This window comes from Asticcacaulis benevestitus DSM 16100 = ATCC BAA-896 (assembly GCF_000376105.1).
Lineage (GTDB): Bacteria > Pseudomonadota > Alphaproteobacteria > Caulobacterales > Caulobacteraceae > Asticcacaulis > Asticcacaulis benevestitus.
In genome coordinates, this window is sequence record NZ_AQWM01000001.1 from 623,031 (window position 1) to 639,875 (window position 16,845).

Annotated in this window: 20 protein-coding genes; 12 read left to right on the forward strand and 8 right to left on the reverse strand. The window is 59.9% G+C overall.

Annotated elements, in window-relative coordinates:
- The first annotated feature begins 43 nt into the window (after positions 1 to 43).
- Positions 44 to 505: a hypothetical protein gene (locus tag B060_RS0103110; protein WP_018080288.1), complete on the forward strand. Its 462-nt coding sequence runs from the start codon at positions 44 to 46 to the stop codon at positions 503 to 505.
- A 67-nt stretch (positions 506 to 572) separates the two neighbouring features.
- Here the strand turns inward: B060_RS0103110 and B060_RS0103115 are convergent, their stop codons facing one another.
- On the reverse strand, positions 573 to 1,019 hold the full coding sequence (locus B060_RS0103115; RefSeq protein WP_236621566.1) for a thermonuclease family protein: 447 nt from the start codon (positions 1,017 to 1,019) through the stop codon (positions 573 to 575).
- Positions 1,020 to 1,305: 286 nt separating this feature from the next.
- Between B060_RS0103115 and B060_RS23790 the strand changes: the two genes are divergently transcribed.
- Positions 1,306 to 2,307 (forward strand): DMT family transporter, encoded by a 1,002-nt coding sequence (locus tag B060_RS23790; RefSeq protein WP_155847625.1) that lies wholly within the window; start codon positions 1,306 to 1,308, stop codon positions 2,305 to 2,307.
- Here B060_RS23790 and folK read toward each other — a convergent pair.
- Positions 2,283 to 2,810 carry a 2-amino-4-hydroxy-6-hydroxymethyldihydropteridine diphosphokinase gene (gene folK / locus B060_RS0103130; RefSeq protein ID WP_018080292.1) on the reverse strand — a complete coding sequence of 176 codons (528 nt, stop codon included), beginning with the start codon at positions 2,808 to 2,810 and terminating at the stop codon, positions 2,283 to 2,285. The genes B060_RS23790 and folK overlap by 25 nt on opposite strands.
- 33 nt (positions 2,811 to 2,843) lie before the next feature.
- On the opposite strand from folK, the gene B060_RS0103135 reads away from it, so the two are divergent.
- From B060_RS0103135 to B060_RS0103145, 3 genes are read left to right on the forward strand one after another with little or no spacing between them, the layout of a single operon-like run.
- Positions 2,844 to 3,434, forward strand: coding sequence for a LabA-like NYN domain-containing protein (locus tag B060_RS0103135; RefSeq protein WP_018080293.1), 591 nt, complete (start codon positions 2,844 to 2,846; stop codon positions 3,432 to 3,434).
- Positions 3,435 to 3,489: 55 nt separating this feature from the next.
- On the forward strand, positions 3,490 to 4,269 hold the full coding sequence (locus B060_RS0103140) for an SDR family oxidoreductase (RefSeq protein WP_018080294.1): 780 nt from the start codon (positions 3,490 to 3,492) through the stop codon (positions 4,267 to 4,269).
- Positions 4,266 to 4,586, forward strand: a complete 321-nt coding sequence (locus B060_RS0103145) for a hypothetical protein (protein WP_018080295.1) — start codon at positions 4,266 to 4,268, stop codon at positions 4,584 to 4,586. The genes B060_RS0103140 and B060_RS0103145 overlap by 4 nt, the downstream gene beginning before the upstream one ends.
- Before the next feature lie 2 nt (positions 4,587 to 4,588).
- On the opposite strand, the gene smpB is transcribed toward B060_RS0103145, so the two are convergent.
- Both smpB and dapA read right to left on the reverse strand, forming a co-directional pair.
- On the reverse strand, positions 4,589 to 5,059 hold the full coding sequence (gene smpB / locus B060_RS0103150; protein ID WP_018080296.1) for an SsrA-binding protein SmpB: 471 nt from the start codon (positions 5,057 to 5,059) through the stop codon (positions 4,589 to 4,591).
- Positions 5,059 to 5,988, reverse strand: a complete 930-nt coding sequence (gene dapA / locus B060_RS0103155) for a 4-hydroxy-tetrahydrodipicolinate synthase (protein ID WP_018080297.1) — start codon at positions 5,986 to 5,988, stop codon at positions 5,059 to 5,061. The genes smpB and dapA overlap by 1 nt, the downstream gene beginning before the upstream one ends.
- Before the next feature lie 181 nt (positions 5,989 to 6,169).
- Between dapA and B060_RS0103160 the strand changes: the two genes are divergently transcribed.
- Positions 6,170 to 8,545, forward strand: a complete 2,376-nt coding sequence (locus B060_RS0103160) for a lytic transglycosylase domain-containing protein (RefSeq protein WP_018080298.1) — start codon at positions 6,170 to 6,172, stop codon at positions 8,543 to 8,545.
- Here B060_RS0103160 and B060_RS0103165 read toward each other — a convergent pair.
- The 3 genes from B060_RS0103165 to B060_RS0103175 are packed head-to-tail and all read right to left on the reverse strand — an operon-like array spanning position 8,542 to position 11,071.
- Entirely contained in the window at positions 8,542 to 9,318 is a 777-nt protein-coding gene (locus B060_RS0103165) for an ABC transporter ATP-binding protein (RefSeq protein ID WP_018080299.1), read from the reverse strand. The two genes, B060_RS0103160 and B060_RS0103165, sit on opposite strands and share 4 nt — an antisense overlap.
- The gene (locus B060_RS0103170) at positions 9,303 to 10,298 is read right to left on the reverse strand and encodes a FecCD family ABC transporter permease (RefSeq protein ID WP_018080300.1); all 996 of its coding nucleotides are present in this window, start codon (positions 10,296 to 10,298) and stop codon (positions 9,303 to 9,305) included. Before B060_RS0103170 ends, B060_RS0103165 begins: the two co-directional genes overlap by 16 nt.
- Entirely contained in the window at positions 10,298 to 11,071 is a 774-nt protein-coding gene (locus B060_RS0103175; protein WP_018080301.1) for an ABC transporter substrate-binding protein, read from the reverse strand. The genes B060_RS0103170 and B060_RS0103175 overlap by 1 nt, the downstream gene beginning before the upstream one ends.
- A 383-nt stretch (positions 11,072 to 11,454) precedes the next feature.
- Here B060_RS0103175 and B060_RS25960 point away from each other — a divergent pair, with 383 nt between their 5' ends.
- The 6 genes from B060_RS25960 to B060_RS27075 all read left to right on the forward strand — a co-directional run bounded on the left by B060_RS25960 (position 11,455) and on the right by B060_RS27075 (position 15,792).
- Positions 11,455 to 12,048 (forward strand): glycosyltransferase, encoded by a 594-nt coding sequence (locus tag B060_RS25960; RefSeq protein ID WP_157405618.1) that lies wholly within the window; start codon positions 11,455 to 11,457, stop codon positions 12,046 to 12,048.
- A 9-nt stretch (positions 12,049 to 12,057) separates the two neighbouring features.
- Positions 12,058 to 12,861, forward strand: coding sequence for a glycosyltransferase family 2 protein (locus B060_RS25965; protein WP_018080303.1), 804 nt, complete (start codon positions 12,058 to 12,060; stop codon positions 12,859 to 12,861).
- Positions 12,812 to 13,732: a class I SAM-dependent methyltransferase gene (locus B060_RS0103185; RefSeq protein WP_035423006.1), complete on the forward strand. Its 921-nt coding sequence runs from the start codon at positions 12,812 to 12,814 to the stop codon at positions 13,730 to 13,732. Before B060_RS25965 ends, B060_RS0103185 begins: the two co-directional genes overlap by 50 nt.
- A complete protein-coding gene (locus B060_RS0103190; protein ID WP_018080305.1) occupies positions 13,729 to 14,532 on the forward strand; it encodes a TrmH family RNA methyltransferase in 804 nt (267 codons plus the stop codon). The genes B060_RS0103185 and B060_RS0103190 overlap by 4 nt, the downstream gene beginning before the upstream one ends.
- Positions 14,533 to 15,525, forward strand: coding sequence for a bile acid:sodium symporter family protein (locus B060_RS0103195; RefSeq protein ID WP_018080306.1), 993 nt, complete (start codon positions 14,533 to 14,535; stop codon positions 15,523 to 15,525). It begins immediately after the preceding gene.
- A gap of 105 nt (positions 15,526 to 15,630) precedes the next feature.
- Positions 15,631 to 15,792 carry a hypothetical protein gene (locus tag B060_RS27075; RefSeq protein ID WP_018080307.1) on the forward strand — a complete coding sequence of 54 codons (162 nt, stop codon included), beginning with the start codon at positions 15,631 to 15,633 and terminating at the stop codon, positions 15,790 to 15,792.
- A 324-nt stretch (positions 15,793 to 16,116) separates the two neighbouring features.
- Here B060_RS27075 and B060_RS0103215 read toward each other — a convergent pair whose 3' ends face one another.
- On the reverse strand, positions 16,117 to 16,779 hold the full coding sequence (locus B060_RS0103215; RefSeq protein ID WP_018080310.1) for a glutathione S-transferase family protein: 663 nt from the start codon (positions 16,777 to 16,779) through the stop codon (positions 16,117 to 16,119).
- Positions 16,780 to 16,845 lie beyond the last annotated feature (66 nt).

The following is a 16,845-nucleotide window of genomic DNA, read 5'->3' on the forward strand; positions in this document are numbered from 1 at the left end:
GGGGGCGTCCGTGGGGGATAGCGATAAAGTGTCAGACGACTTCATGCGTATTTTGCATGAGACGGAGACGCGCGTGCGCCACTCGGCCCACGCCCACTGGTCAGCGACCAACCGCATGGATACGCTCAACCGCTTCAGTACGGCCTCGACCCTGATCGGCGGGTTTCTGGTGTCGCTGCTGGCGGCTTTGCCTGTGCTCTACAAGGATCTTTACCTGCCGCACAGCGATGCCCTTAACGCCGCCCTGTTTGTGCTCGGCGGCGGCGTCTCGGTCATTTCGATCATGCAGGCGGTTCAACGTTGGGGCGAACGCTCGCAGAGCCATTTCAACGCCGCCAACGCCTATTCGAGCCTGCGGCGCAAGCTGGAAATCCTGCGTCTCAACCTGCCCGGCAGCGCACCGCACCTGAGCGTCATTCTGGAAGACCTGCGCCAGCTCGGCGAAACCGCGCCAGCCGTGCCCGAAGGCTTATGGAACAAGGCGATCCGGGCGGTGAAAGCTTAAGGATTTAACACGGAAAGGCACGGATGCCGCTGCGCATCATCCGTGCCTTTCCGTGTTCAACGCTTTCCTACCTCGGATGCTCCCGGCGATATTGCACCGGGCTTTGGAAACCGCGCGCCCAGGCGCCGCGTTTATGCGCACGGGCATCGGCCTCCTCATCCATGTAGTCGAGCGTGAAACTGCGGTAATCGACCGCCAGTCCGCGCCGCACCATCTCGGCCCCGAGGTCAAGGCCTGACGGTAGCTTGCAAATCGCAACTATACGGCCGTACTGGTCATGATCCTGCTGCCGACAGGTGATGATCCGGCCTTCCATCAACCCACGCAAAGCAGACGTCGCCTCGACGCCGCAGCGAAAGCGGCCACAGGTCTGATCATGCTCGAAGGCATCTATCCCGAACAGGCGCACATGCCGGCGTTTGATCACCAGGGTGTCGCCATCAATGGCATAGGCGCTGCCGGTCACGACCGGCGGTTTCGCCAGCACCGGCCACGCCAGAACACTTAAGGTCAAACAGAGCGTAACCGAACGTGACATCTGAAACATGTGTTTACGGTTGCGCAAAACGTCCAAACCCTCTACTTGCCCGCCCATGATTACCAACTTCGCCAACGCCTTCGCGCTCACACACATTGACATCATGTCCAAGCTTATTTGGGCGTGCCAATCGCTTAACGTCAAGTCGCTTGGCGTCAAGTCCGCTTCGCGCAAGACCTCCTAGGCGACTGATCCGAACGATCGCGCCCCTACCCGTTTCACGGGGCGCTTGAGAGACACAAAGGCGCCCGCAAAGGCCCAGATGTCCGACCAGCCCGCACCGAAAAGCCCGCTTTCAGCCCCATGGTTATTGACCTGGGGCGGCTATATCCTGGCCATGCTGGGCGCGTTCCTTTTCGCCAGCAAGGGCATCTGGATCAAGCTGGCCTATGCCTACGATATCGACGCCTCGGCCCTGATGGCGCTGCGCCTGTCGATTGCCACGCCGTTCTTCGTCGTCTTCGGCATCCTGACCTTCCTGCGCGCCAAATCCAAGGGCACCAACACCCTGCCGCCGATCGACCGCCAGCCGGGATTGTATATCCGCACACTGCTGGTCGGCGCGCTTGGCTACTGGCTGGCCAGCTATACCGATTTCGAAAGCCTGACAACGCTGTCGCCGCAATTCGAGCGCCTGATCCTCTTCACCTACCCCCTGTTCGTCATTCTGTTCGGCGCCATGTTCTTCAAGCAGCCTTTCCGCCTGAAGGCCGTATGGGCGTTTGCGATCAGCTATGCCGGGCTGGCGATGGTCTTCATCACCGACCTGAACGCGCACGGCTCGGCCATCGTGGTCGGCGCCCTGTGGTGCATGGTGTCGTCGGTGGCGTTTGCCATGTACCTGCTGCTGGCCAAGCCATTGATCAAGCGCATGGGACCATCGCTCTTTACCTCATGGGCGATGAGCGGCGCCGCCATCGCCACCGGCACGCACTTCCTGCTGGTGCACAAGATCAGCGACATACACATGACGCCGCCGCTGCTCACTCTGGTGATCGGACTGGCGATCGGCGCCACCGTCCTGCCGAGCTACCTGACCAATTTCGCGCTCAGCCGCATTTCGTCACAGGCCAATGCCGTGATCAGTTTCATCAATCCGATCTTCACCCTGGCCATGAGCGCCCTGATCCTTAACCAGCGCATCAGCCCGTCGGATCTCATCGGCACCCTGCTGGTTCTGACCGGGGTCGGTCTCTATATCTGGATCGACCAGCGTGCAACGCGGCGCGAGGCGGAAGCTCAGCTCGCGACATCCAAAGGATAAGCGTCGCGGGCGACGGTGGCGCTTGCATAGAGGTCTTGCGCCGTCAGCCCCCTTATCGGGTGCACCCAGTCCGGTGCGATCTCGGCCAGCGGCCCCATGACAAAGGCGCGCTCGGCGGCGCGCGGATGCGGCAGGACCAGCCCGCTTTCGCCTTCCAGCACCAGGTCGCCATAGGCGACTAAATCGAGATCCAGCACGCGCGGCGTGTTCAGGCGACCATCACGCACACGCCCGGAATCTTCTTCGATGCCATGCAAAAGCTGCATTAAATCATTTGGTTGCAGATCAGTTGCAATTTGCAAGATGGCATTGAGATAGGGCGGATCACTCGGATCCGGCCAGGCCTGCGACGACCACAGACGTGAAATTTTGTTCACAATTAATCCACGCGCTTCCAAATCCTTGACAAGGCGCGCGAAAGCTTGCGATGCAGTCTGTTGACCCGCCGACAGGTTTGAACCATAGGCGATAAAAATCGCCGTATTGCTGACGCTTCCCGCCATTTTAACCGCACATTCTCGTGGAATTATTTCACTATGAGCTTTTATCCCACCGACCGTATCGCGCTTTTTATTGATGGTGCCAACCTCTATTCGGCCGCCAAGGCGCTCAATTTCGACATCGACTATCGCAAGCTGCTCGATGAATTCAAAAAGCGCGGTATTCTGATCCGTGCCTACTATTATACCGCCCTGGTCGAGGGCGACGATTACTCGCCGATCCGCCCGCTTGTCGACTGGCTCGATTACAACGGCTTCTCCCTGATCACCAAATCGGCCCGGGAATATACCGACGCGCAAGGGCGCAAGCGCTGGCGCGGTGACATGGATATCGAAATCGCCTGTGACATGATGGAAATGGCCGAACACGCCGACCATCTGGTGCTGTTCTCCGGCGATGGTGACTTCCGCCGCCTGATCGAGTCCGTACAACGTAAGGGCGCGCGCGTCACCGTCGTTTCCACCGTCAAGTCGTCGCCGCCCATGACCTCCGACGAACTGCGCCGGCAGGCCGATACCTTCGTCGATCTGGCCGATCTCGCTACGGTTGTCGGTCGTCCACGTTCCAGCCACGCCAATCCGCCGAAATTCCTCGGCACCGAGGATGATGACGACGACACGATTTGATGGCTTATCGGCGCAGGCGCATCTTCCCCGCCCTTTTTACCCCTAAGGTTTGACGATGGATCTCGGTATCAGCGGACGTTACGCGCTTGTGTGCGCCTCCAGTCAGGGACTGGGCAAGGCCTGCGCGCTCGAACTGGCGAAAGCCGGCTGCACGGTGGTGATCAACGGCCGCGACGCGGACAAGCTGGAAGCGGTGGCCGAGGAAATACGCGCCGCGACGGGTGCTATCATCATCACGGTGGCCGGTGATGTCAGTCTGGCGGCAACGCAAAGCGCGCTGATAAGCGCGGTGCCGCAGGTCGATATTCTGGTCAATAACAATGGCGGCCCGCCCTACCGCGATTTCCGCCAGATCGACCGCGCCGCCATGCTGGAAGGCGTGACCGGCAATATGGTGACGCCAATCGAACTGGTGCAGAAGGTGATCGACGGTATGGTGGCGCGTGGTTTCGGCCGGATCGTCAACATCACCTCGGGGTCGGTGAAAATGCCGCTGAGCGGTCTTGATCTGTCGAGCGGCGCCCGCCTTGGCCTGACCGGCTTTCTGGCGGGTGTGGCGCGCAGCGTGGCGCACGCCAATGTGACGATCAACTTCCTGCTGCCGGGTTCGTTCGATACCGCGCGCCAGACCAGCGGTCTGAGCAAGAAGGCTGCTGATCGCGGGGTAGATGTCGCCACGGTCAAGGCCGAGAGCGAAGCAGGTATTCCGGCTAAGCGCTTTGGCGAGCCCTCAGAATTTGGCGCGGCCTGCGCGTTTTTATGCTCGGCTCAAGCCGGTTATATCACCGGACAGAGCCTGCTGATCGACGGCGGCGCTTTTCCGGGTGTGCTATGATGCCTGATGCTTTCGACGAATACTGCAGCCTTTTCCATCAAGATATTTTCGAGGAGTACGGTAGCTTGGAAAATGCCACCGCGGGCAATGTTGCCGATCTCAGGCTAGAAAATTTGAAGGCATTGCAAGTCTATCTTGAGACTATCTTGGTACGCGAGGATATAAGTCTCAAAAGTTTGCTGCGTAAAACGATCAGTGACATCTGGTTTGGAAATGCGAAAAGCGCGCGGTACTTTTTAGAGCAAACACTTCAAGCAACCCGCGACAGGCTACATAAAATTCGCGATGATAAGATCAAACTTTATTCTCGCGAATAACCTTACCCCTTATCCCGCATCAGACGGGCCTTATCGCGTGCCCAGTCGCGGTCGGCGCTGGCTTCACGTTTGTCGTGCAGTTTCTTGCCCTTGGCGAGGGCGATTTCCAGCTTCACCAGACCCTTGTCATTGAAGAACAGCTTGGTCGGGATGATCGTCATGCCTTCACGCTGGATGGCCACCATGAAACGGCTGATTTCTTTCCGATGGAGCAGCAGTTTGCGCGGTCGGCGCGGCTCATGGTTAAAGCGGTTGGCGTGGCCGTAAATCGGGATATCGGCATTGATCAGGCACAGTTCGTCGCCATTCTCGATGCTGACATAGGATTCAGCAATATTAGCCCGTCCCTGACGCAGCGCCTTGACCTCGGTGCCGGTCAGGGCGATCCCCGCCTCGGTATTCTGTTCGAGGAAATAATCGAACTTCGCCCGACGGTTATCGGCGATCACCTTATAGGTGCTGATGACATCCATTAGGCGGTGACCCGTTCCTGTCCCGCCAGCGGCACCCCGGCAAGAGTCAGTGCCTGATCAACCAGCGGGCGCACGGCTTGCGAACAGGCGACGATCGGCAGACGCACCTCATCGGTGCAGAGACCAAGGCGGCTCATGGCATACTTGGTGGGCGATGGCGAGGAATCGGCGAACAAAACCTTGTGCAGGGTGATCAGCTTGTCCTGCCACTGCAGCGCCGTCTCATAAGCGTTCTGGGCGACCGCCTCATACATGGCCACCACCTGCGCCGGCGCGACGTTCGAGGTCACCGAAATGACGCCGTGGCCGCCATGCGCCAGATAGCCGAGCAGGGTCGGGTCATCGCCGGAGATATAGGAGAAGCTGCCTTCAATCATCAGACGCATCTGGCTGATGCGTTCCAGATCGCCGGTGGCGTCCTTGATGCCGACGATGTTCGGCAGTTTGGCGAGGCGCGCCACGGTCTCGTTGCTCATATCCACGACGGTGCGGCCTGGCACATTGTACAGCAGGGCCGGAATCTGGACATTGTCATTCAGCGCCTTGAAGTGCTGGTACAGGCCTTCCTGCGACGGCTTGTTATAATAGGGCGCGACGACCAGGACGGCATCGGCGCCGACCTCCTTGGCGTGATGGGCCAGTTCCAGCGTCTCGGCGGTATTGTTCGAGCCGGCGCCGGCGATCACCTTGATACGCCCCGCCACCTTTTCGACGCACAGCTTCACGACGGCGCGATGCTCTTCCATGGTCAGGGTCGAGGTCTCGCCCGTGGTGCCAACCGGCACAATGCCGTGCACGCCGCCGGCGATCTGAAACTCGACCAGTTTCTCCAGCGCCGCATAATCAACCTCGCCCCCCTTGAAGGGCGTCACCAGAGCGGTAATTACGCCGCGGAAAAGGGGTTGTGCAGCTCTGTCGGTCATCGTCATCTTGTCTTCTGGCTCTCATCTCACCGCAAACACGGAAAGTTGTGGCTTTTCGGCCATCTCCGGCTTTGGATTATATGAAAATAGCCATAGATAAGCAAAGCCATCGTCGCAATGGCTTTCTAAAAAGAAACTATATCTATAGTCTGGCTATGCATAACTTTTGGCCAGATACAGGAATTTTATGACCCAGCCTGACCGACAGACCATCGCCACCCTCGCCCGCAAAATCGCCCTCGTCATGGGGGTCAGCGCCCTGAGTCTGGGCGCCCTGCAGCCGGTGGCGGCGCAGGACGATACCTTGCAGGATGCAGCCGCCCCCCCGGCCGATACCGCCCGTCCCTATATTCCCTCCACCCTGTCCGGCAACGATTCCGCCCTGTTGCAGCAGGCGCTTTCGGCCGCCAAGTCGCGTAATTTTTCCCAGGCTGATTCGCTGGCGTCCGGCTTGAGCAGCCCGGTGGCGCGCAAGATCGTCACCTGGACCATCATCAACAACGACGGTAATATCTACAGCTTCGCCGCGCTCGATGCCGCCCGCCGCGACCTGTGGGGCTGGCCGCGTGAGGCTAAGCGCCAGATCGCCGCGGAAAAGCTGATCGGCCTGTCGGGCATGACCGCGCAACAAACCGTCGACTGGTTCAAGGGCTCGCCGCCGCAAACCACCGAAGGCGCGACCGCCCTGATCACCGCCTATGGCAATCTGACCCGCACCGAAGAGGCGCGCGCCCTGGCCAAAAGCTGGTGGCGCACCAAGGTGTTCGACGCCTTGCCGCAAGTCAACTTCTACCAGGCCTTCAGCACCTATCTCACCCAGGACGACCATCAGGCGCGCCTGACCTGCCTCGAACTCAACTACCAGAGTGGCAATTCGCAGGCGATCCGCGACATGACCGCCTATGTCGGTCAGCATCAGGCCGATATCGCCAATGCCGTCATCGCCATGCGCACCAGTTCGGCCAGCGGCGATTCCCTCTATCAGAACGCCCTGAACGGCGATCTGCATAATTCAACCCTCGCCTTTGCCCGCGCCAAGTATCTGGCCGGCAAGGGGCTGGAACCGCTCGGTTTCGCGCTTCTGGCCGACCTGCCGCCGGCCTCGGCCAGCCCGGACGCCGCCTCGCAGCTCTATTCGCTGCGCTGGGGCTATTTCAAAGCCGCCCTCAAGGCGCGCAATTATCGCGCCGCCTATGACGCCATGAACGGCGGCGGTTTCGAGGCAGGTGAAAGCAAGGCCGAGGCCGAGTTCTTCGCCGGCTGGGTGGCGCTCATCAAATTGAGCGACCCCGACACGGCCATCCGCCATTTTCACGAACTGGCCACGGCCGGCACCTCGCCCATCACGCAAGGGCGCGCCAACTACTGGCTGGGCCGTGCCTATGAAGCGCGCAACCGTCCGGCAACCAACGGCATCGATGCCGACGCCACCCTGGCGCAGCGTTACTATGCGCAGGGCGGCCAGTATATCTATGCCTTCTATGGCCAGATGGCAGCGGAAAAAGCCGGCATCAAGACCATCACACTCGGCAAGGACCCGATACCGAGCCAGGCCGATCGCGACCGCTTCGAGAGCCGTGACCTGATCAAGGCGGCGCGTCTGCTCGGTTCGACCGGCGAACTGGACCTGTTCCGCGCCATCGTGCTCCACCTCGATGACGTGCTGCCCAATGCCGAGGAAGAGGCCCTGCTGGTCGATCTGGTCGGTGCTTACGACTCGCAACTGATGGCCATGAAGGTGGCGCGCGTTTCGATGCAGCGCGGCTTCTATCTCCCCGAACGCGCCTATCCGCTGCGCTCGGTTCCCAATGTACCGGGACCGGAAAAAGCCTTCGTGCTGGCCATCACCCGCCAGGAATCGAGCTTCGATCCGAGTGTCCGCTCCCACGCCAATGCGCGCGGCATGATGCAGCTTATCCCGTCGACCGCGCGTGCCGTCGCCAACCGTCTCAATATGGGCTACAGCGACTCCCAGCTTTACGAGCCGGAATACAATATGACGCTCGGCACCTATCACCTCGGTGAACTGGTCGATCGTTTCGACGGCTCCTACGTCATGGCGGCGGCCGGTTATAATGCCGGCCCGAGCCGGATGAAGACCTGGGTTGCCGACTGTGGCGATCCGCGTGGCGCCACGGCCGACGCCCTGTCGTTTATCGAGTGCCACCCCTTCACCGAAACGCGCAACTACATGATGCGCGTGACGGAAAACATGCGCGTCTATCGTGCCCGCCTGGCCGGTGGCACCGCCCCCCTGACCGCTATGGCCGATGTCCAGCGCGGCTTCCCCGGCCCGATCGGTGCGTTCGATACGCCGGAATTCAGCGACACGCCATCGCCGGATGCGCCGATCGGCTATCTCGATTACCAGAAGGCCCAGACCACCAATCCGGCCGCCGCGGCGGCCCTGACCACACCGGCCAGTGGCGTCATGGCGCCCGTGGCGGATCCGAAGCCGTCAGCCAAACCCGTCAAGGATACCCGGAAGAAGGCCGTGGCGGAGAAAAAGAAGAAGAAAGTCCCACCGGCGAAGAAGACAAAAAAGAAAAAGAAGAAGGACTAAAGAAGAGGCAGACTTTCCAGCCGGAGGGTGCGCTGGCCATCACCCGATACCAGTTCGCCCTTCAGGTTAAACACTTCGGATAACAGCTCGGGAACAAAGATGTTTTCGGGCGTATCCATCTTCACCAGCTTACCCTTGTGCATCAGCAGAACCTGATCGGCGAACTGTGCCGCCAGGTGAAGATCGTGCAGGCTGAGGATGACGGTCTGGCCGGCTTCGGCGCGTTGTTTGAGCCGGATCAGCACCTGCCTTTGCCACGCCGGATCGAGCGCGATCAGCGGTTCATCGAGCAGAAACACCTCGGCCGGACTGACCAGAACCCGCGCCAGCAGCACGCGCGCACGCTGCCCGCCGGAGAGGCCGAAGACGCCGCGATCCGACACCTCCTGTAAACCCAGTGCCTGCAATTCCGCGAAAGACTTTTGCCGCGCCAGATCGGGCGTCAGGTGCTGCGCGCCCAGGGCCGCGACATCAACACAAGCCAGATCCCAGGCGATGCTGCGATCCTGCGGCAGATAGGCGATGCTTTCGGCGCGCCGCGCCGGCGTCTGGCCGGCCAGCTCCTCGCCATTGAAGCGGATCAAGCCGTCTTTCAACGGCAGCAGGCTGGCCATGGCCTTGAGCAGGGTCGTCTTGCCGGCGCCATTGGGCCCCACCAGCACATAGAGCTTGCTGGAGGTCAGATCAGCCGAGACATCCTGCACCACGGTCTCCTGGCCCAGTTTGACGCTGACGTTCGTGAGGGTGAGTTGCGACATCAGTCCTGCATCCATGAACGGGCGCTCTTATAGGCGAGGATGGCGAACAGAGGCGCGCCAACCAGCGAGGTCAGGACGCCCAGACGCACATCGGCCGTCGGGGGCATCAGGCGGATCAGGCCGTCCGAGACAATGACCATCAAAGCACCGGTCAGGGCGGAGGGCCAGATCAGCAGATAGGGGTCCTTGATACCAAAGGCGCGCACCAGATGCGGCGCGGCCAGCCCGACAAAACCGATGACACCGGCCACCGAAACCGACAGGCCGGCCAGCAGGGACGAGCCGATGACGATAACCTGCGTCAAGCGGGTCATATCGATACCCATCGAACGCGCGGTTTCTTCGCCCAGCGTCAGGAAGCGCAAGCCCTTGCCCAATTGCAGCGACATGGCGCTGACCGCGCCAAGCCCCAGCACGCACATCATCACATCGAACCAGTTGCGGTTGGCGACCGAGCCCATCATCCAGCCCAGCATTTCAGCGGTGGTGACCGGCGATGGCGACAGATTGAACACCAGCGCCATCAGGGCGCCGCACAGCGCCGACAGACCGACGCCGAGCAGGATGAGCGACTGGCGCTGCGGGAAGCGCTGAACGAAGATGAGCAGGATGACGGCAACGACCGCGGCGCCGATCAGGGCGAAACTCTCGACCGCGAACGGCGTCAGACCTAACCCGAAGACGATGGCCAAGGCCGCACCCAGTCCTGAACCCGCCGATACCCCGAGCAGACCCGGCTCGGCCAGCGGATTACGCAACAACCCCTGCATCAGGGCGCCGCTCATGCCGAGCATGGCGCCAACACCGATTCCGGCGAGATTGCGCGGCAAACGAATGCCCCAGACGATTTCGGAACCGAGTGAATTCCAGTGAATGAAAGCGTCCAGCCACATGACGCCGCTGAGAGGCACATCACCAAACAGCATCAAAACGATCAGTAAAACGCCTATGGCTACGCCCAGGCCGATGCTCAGACTACGCAGGCTCACATGCATCACGGCACCGCCTTCATGCCGCCTGAGCCGGTCAGGGGTGATTTCGACAACTCCGCCAGATCGTAGGCTGTGAACCAGCCCGTGCAACTGATCATCTGCACCGGCAGGGTGAAATTAGGCATCGAAGCGATGCGCGCACGGACAAGCGGATTACGGCCCGGCACCCGGCGCATGGCGTAATGATCTTCATAAAACCCCAGGGCGAAGATATCAGGTTTCAGGCTCAGAATAACCTCCGGCGACAGGTAGAAGAAACCCTTATCCTGAGTCTCCAGCCTGAAACCCAGTCTTCGCAACATATCCGCGACCATGGTGTCCGGCCCGGCGCTATAGCCTGTGGGCGTGTAATAGAGCACGGTCCGCCCTTTGCCGACCTGCCGGATGGCGGCCATGGCCTGATCAAAGCGACGCGCCTCTATTTGCGCGCTGGCCACCTGATCGAGCTCCTGACCGATGCGCAAAAGCTCAGGTTTTGCCTGATCATAGCTATAGATGTCATTGATATTCAAAACCTTTATATGACGATCGGTCAGGGCCTTGATCAGGTTGATATCACCGCCCCAGGTGCGCACCACTACATCCGGATTAAGCGCCAGCAGGCTCTCAAGTTGCGGCCGGATGCGCCGGACATGCTCAGCACGATCGCGGAAATTGGAGTCGTGCAGACGCGCATGATCGGACAGCGCCAGGATCTGGTTTCGCGGCACCAGGCCCAGCACATACTGGTCGGCGCACTGGTCCAGGGACACGACCTTCAGAGCTTTTGCTGGCATCGCTTTTGCGGGTGGTCTGCTGACCTGTGGCGCACGCGTTTGCGCTGACAGGTCTGTAGCTAACGCAAACATTACCCCAAAAATCAACCCAAGCACGACTTTAAACTTAGAAATACCTACCCCCAATTGCTTTTATAGCGGTTGAAAAACTGCGCCTTTATACCGCAAGGCGTTGTTCCTTTTAAAGTGAAACATCCGGGGCGGCGGGCGTGATCATAGAAACCTTCAAGCAGAAGTGGATGTATAAGGATTCTGCGTCGGCCGGAACAGCTAAACCGCAGGTTTTTCGTCCGCGCGTCGCCAAACCCGTTAGCCCTCTGGGGGCCGGTCTTTCGGCACGCTCTGGGCCCTCCTGGCAACAGATAGGGGCACTGATACTCCTCGTGTCCGTTTTTGCGGCCCTGTGTGTAGAGGCACCGTCGACCCTACTCGGCGGCCTGTACTGGCTGAGTTGGGCCTGTTTTATGAGCAATGCCATTCTGCGACTGGCCGCCTGCGTTACCAAGCCACCGCAAGCGACTGAACATACCGATCCCCTGACCAGCGCCTCCAACGAAAACCTGCCCCATTACAGCGTGATCGTCGCTCTGTACAAAGAGGCCGACATCGTGCCGCAACTGCTAAAAGCGATGCTCGATCTCGATTACCCGCGCGACCGGCTGGAGATCCTGTTCGCCCTGAAAGAAGACGACCACGCCACAATTGCCGCTTTTCGCGCCCAACGACTGCCTGGCTATGTGAAGATTATCGAAGTGCCCGATGGCTTCCCACGGATCAAGCCGCGCGCGCTGAACCATGCGCTGGGTCTTGCCACCGGCGATCTGGTCGTCATCTATGACGCCGAGGACCGCCCGCGCGCCGATCAGTTACGTGAGGCCGCCCGCGCCTTCGCCAGAGGAAGCCCTATGCTGGCCTGCATACAAGCGCCGCTGCGGCCGGTCGATGCCACCAGTTTTATCGGCCGGCGTTTCGCCTAAGAATATGCCGTGCAGTTCGATGTCCTGCTGCCGGCCCTGCACCATCTCAACCTGCCCTTTCCGCTTGGTGGCACGAGCAACCACTTCAAAGCCGCTATTCTCAAGCGGCTGGGCGCCTGGGATGCCTATAATGTCAACGAGGATGCCGATCTGGGCATGAGACTGGCACAATATGGTTATCTCTGCGGCATCATCACTTCGCCAACCCTGGAAACCCCGCCCTCCAACACCCTTGCCTGGATTCCGCAACGGACACGCTGGATCAAGGGTTACATGCAGCCCCTTCTGGTACATACCCGTTTCACTACCTCTTTTCGGCCGCGCGCCTGGTTAGGCCTCTTCCTCGGCGTCGGTTTGAGCGTTAGCGCGGCGCTTTTCTATGCGCCTTTCACAGCCCTGGTGATGGCCGCCCTGCTTCTGAGCGTCGTGCAATATATCGGCAATCCGGCCGACGTCCTGGCGCCGCTGGGTTCGCGCGACCTGTCCCTCTTCCTCATCGGCGCCATAAGCGGCATGATGGCCCTGGTGCTAGGCGCAAGACGTGCCGGCCTCAAACCCCTTTGGCGCGATGTCCTTGGCGCACCGTTCTACTGGTGTCTGCAATCGCTGGCGGCCGCCTTCGCCCTGTATCAATTGGCGACCCGTCCTTTCCATTGGGACAAGACCGAACACGCGCCGATCGCCTGTCAAAGTCCGCCATCCACTCCTGTTTTTGAAGCGCGCCCTCTTTACGTAGCCAAACGCAGCGCTTATGGCCTTAAACATGATCATCAGCGACACCCCCACCACTCTGCGCACCCAGGCCTGGGCTGATTACGCCCTCGTCGATTCCGGTGACGGCAAGAAGCTCGAACGCTACGGCGACTATCTCGTCATCCGCCCGGAACCGCAATGCTGGTGGGCGCCAAAGTACCCGCAACTCTGGGACAAGGCCGACGCCATTTTCGATCCCCATGGCGAGGACGACGAAGGCAACTGGCGCTTCACGCGCAAACCGGCGGAGCAATGGGCACTCGGTTGGGAGAAGGCCAGGTTCTACGGCCGCTTCACCAATTTCCGCCACCTCGCCTTCTTCCCCGAACAGGCCGCCAACTGGGCCTGGCAAAAGGAAGCGATTTCCAAACGCAACAGCCCGCGTGTGCTCAACCTGTTCGGCTATACCGGTGTCGCCAGTCTGGTGGCGGCCGAAGCCGGCGCCAAGGTCACCCATGTCGACGCCTCGAAAAAGGCTATCGGCTGGGCGCGTGATAACGCCACCCTGTCCGGTATGAGCGATGCGCCGATCCGCTGGATCTGCGAGGACGCCCGCAAATACGTCCAGCGCGAGGTCAAGCGCGGTTCGAAATACGAAGGTATCATTCTCGACCCGCCGAAATATGGCCGCGGCCCGACCGGCGAGGTGTGGCGTCTGTTTGAAGACCTGCCCGAAATGATCCATCTGTGCGCGCAACTGCTCTCGGACGAGGCGTCTTTCCTGTTGCTCAACGCCTATGCGGCGCGCGTCTCCGGCCCGGCTCTGGCGCATCTCGTCGCCGAAGCCGTTGGTCCCGGCAAAGGCGGCCGCGTCGATTACGGCGAACTGACCCTGATCGAGGATTCGAAGCCACCGAAGGGCGTCAAGCCAGCCGATATCGCCCCGCGCGAAATCGGCCTCAGCTTCTTTGCGAGATGGATGGCGCAATGATCAAGCAGATCACCTCCCTCACCAACCAGACGATCAAGGACATCCGCGCCCTGCATATGCGCAAGGAGCGTGAAGCGACCGGCCAGTTTCTGTCTGAAGGGTTGAAGATCATCATTGATGCCCTTGATCTCGGCTTTGCGCCGCAGATTCTCGTCTATGGCCCAAAGAGCGATAATGGCACGGATTACCATCCGTTGCTCAAACGCGCCATCGACGAGACGCTAAAGGCGAAGGGTGAGGTTCTGGAAGTAACCCGCGAAATTCTTGAGAAGATATCGCGCAAAGATAATCCGCAAATGGTCATAGCCGTGTTCGCGCAGGTGAACCGGACGCTTGAGGATATCGACCCGCAAACCAACGATGTCTGGGTGGCGCTGGAACAGGTCCGCGATCCTGGCAATCTCGGCACCATCATCCGCACCGCCGATGCGGCCGGCATTGGCGGGGTCATCCTGATCGGCGATTGCGTCGATCCGTTCTCGGTCGAAACGGTACGCGCCACCATGGGCTCGGTCTTCGCCCTGCCGATCGTCAGATGCACACGGGAGCAGTTTGTGGCCGATCGCAAGCGCTGGACCGGCTCGGTGGTCGGCACGCTTCTGACCGCCACGCATAATCACCGCACCGCCCCCTATGTCCGCCCGACGCTCCTGCTGATGGGCACCGAACAATCCGGCCTGACGCCGGAGATCGCCGCCGTCTGCGACACCCACGTCAAGATCCCGATGAAGGGCCGCGCCGATAGCCTCAACCTGTCGGTAGCGACCGGCATTATGATCTATGCGGCGGCAGGGCTATAGGTGAGGTTTAAACTCGACCCCTTCCTCACCGGCATGGTGGTGGCCATCATTTTGGCGGCGCTGTTCCCAAGTTTCGGCGCGGAAGGCGGTGCGCTACATCCCGAACTGGTCACCAAGCTTGGCGTGGCGCTGATCTTCTTCCTCAACGGCGCCCTGATGTCGTTTGTCGCCCTGAAAGACGGCATTATGCGCTGGCGCCTGCACCTGATCATTCAGGGCTCGACCTTTCTGCTCTTTCCCCTGATCGGACTGGCTTTCCTCACCCTGACAGGCCCGTTGATCAGCCCGGACCTGCGTCTCGGCTTCTTCTATCTATGCGCCATTCCCTCCACCGTCTCCTCGTCCGTGGCCATGACCGCCGCGGCGCGCGGTAATGTGCCGGTGGCGGTTTTTAACGCCACTCTCTCCAGTCTGCTCGGTATCTTCATCACGCCGTTATGGATGAGCCTCTTGCTGAAAAGCAGCGGACAACATCTTGATATTATGGGGGTATTTATAGATCTCATGCTGTGGCTGGCCTTGCCGCTGATCGTGGGCCAAGTGATGCGCCCGCTCATCGGCGGTTGGCTGCAAAAACACAAAAAATGGGCACAACTCGCCGATCGTGGCACCATCCTTTTGCTAGTCTACACCTCGTTTTGCGATTCCTTTGCGCGCCATATCTGGAGCACTAACAGTCCGGCCACGCTGGCGCTCGTCATCACCGCCACGCTGGGCCTGTTTTTCATCGTGCTGCTGATGTTATGGAAAGTCTGTGACACCTTCCATATCGCACCGGCCTTCCGTGCCGCCGTGGTTTTCTGCGGCACCAAGAAGGGCCTGGCCACCGGCATACCCATGGCGTCTCTGATCTTCGCCGGTCATCCATCGGGACTTGGGCTGATCCTGCTGCCGATCATGCTGTACCATCCGCTCCAGCTTTTGATCTGCACACCGCTGGCCAACTATTGGGCAAAAGAGACACAGACAAAAGAAAACGAAATAGCCACCTGATTATTAAAAAGAATTAAGGTGGAAATGGTTCATATACCGTTCATAGAGGCTCGCATAAGTTCATTCCATCAGGGGCGCATCCGGCACCTCTTCGAAAGACCCGCCATGAAAAACCTTCTTATCAAGGTCGCCTGCCTTGCCGCACTTGCCTCAGCCCTCAGCGGCTGTATCATGTACGTGGCGCCCGATCACGACTACGACACGTCACCGCCGGCCAGCGCCGGGGAAAAGCCGGCCGACGTTATGACCAGCTCGAAATCTTTTTAATCCATTCTATTCCAGGGGAAAATCCATGAAATCTCTCGCCATCAAGCTTCTCTGCGTCGCCGTTCTGGCCACCAGCCTCTCCGGTTGCATCATCATCGATCGCAGCGGCGCGGACCACCTGACCTATACCCGCAACTAAGATCACGGTCAGGAAGTCTTATCCTGATAAAAAGGCGCCGATAAAACGGCGCCTTTTCCATTTACATCAGGGGCATGGCCGCTTAGCCTGCGCTCAGGTTCAAGGAGTAATGTTATGAAGAAGTTGATTCTGAAGCTTATCGTTCTGCCGTTCATCGGCGTCGCCTTCGCCGGCTGCATCACCATCTAAGCATAGGTGTAAGGGCCACCGCGCTTGAGCGCCTGCTGATAGGCCGGGCGGGCGTGGATGGTTTTCAACCAGGCCATGATATGCGGCTTCGTGTTCGCACCGGCGCGACTGGCAGCCGCTTCCAGCGGAAAGCTCATCATGATATCGGCCGCGCTGAAATCCGCGCCGGCAAACCATGGTGATTGGCTCAGAGTATCTTCCCAAAAATCTATATTGGCCGTCAGGTTTGGCGTCACCAGGGTGGCGTCGACCTTATCGGCGATTCCGGCAGCGATCGACCGGATGAAAAACGGCGCGCGCCCGCGAATATGGCTGGTGATCAGCTTAAGCAAAAGCGGCGTCATCGCCGAGCCTTCGGCATAATACATCCAATAGGTATAGCTGAAACGCTCTTCGCTGCCGGCGGTTGGGATGAGACGACCGCCGCCGTAGGTCGACACCAGATAGTCCACAATGGCGCCGGTTTCAGCCAGGGTTCGGGCGCCATCGGTAATGACGGGCGATTTACCGAGAGGATGAACCGCCTTCAGTTCTGGCGGCGCCAACATCGTCTTTTTGTCCCGTTTATAGGCCTTGATCTCGTATGGCAGACCCAGCTCTTCCAGCAGCCATAGAATACGTTGCGAACGCGAATTGTCGAGGTGGTGGACGGTAATCATAGCGGCTCCTGTTTACCCTTATACGATGGGTACAGTAAGCGGATTGCCGTAAAGGCCAACAAGCGC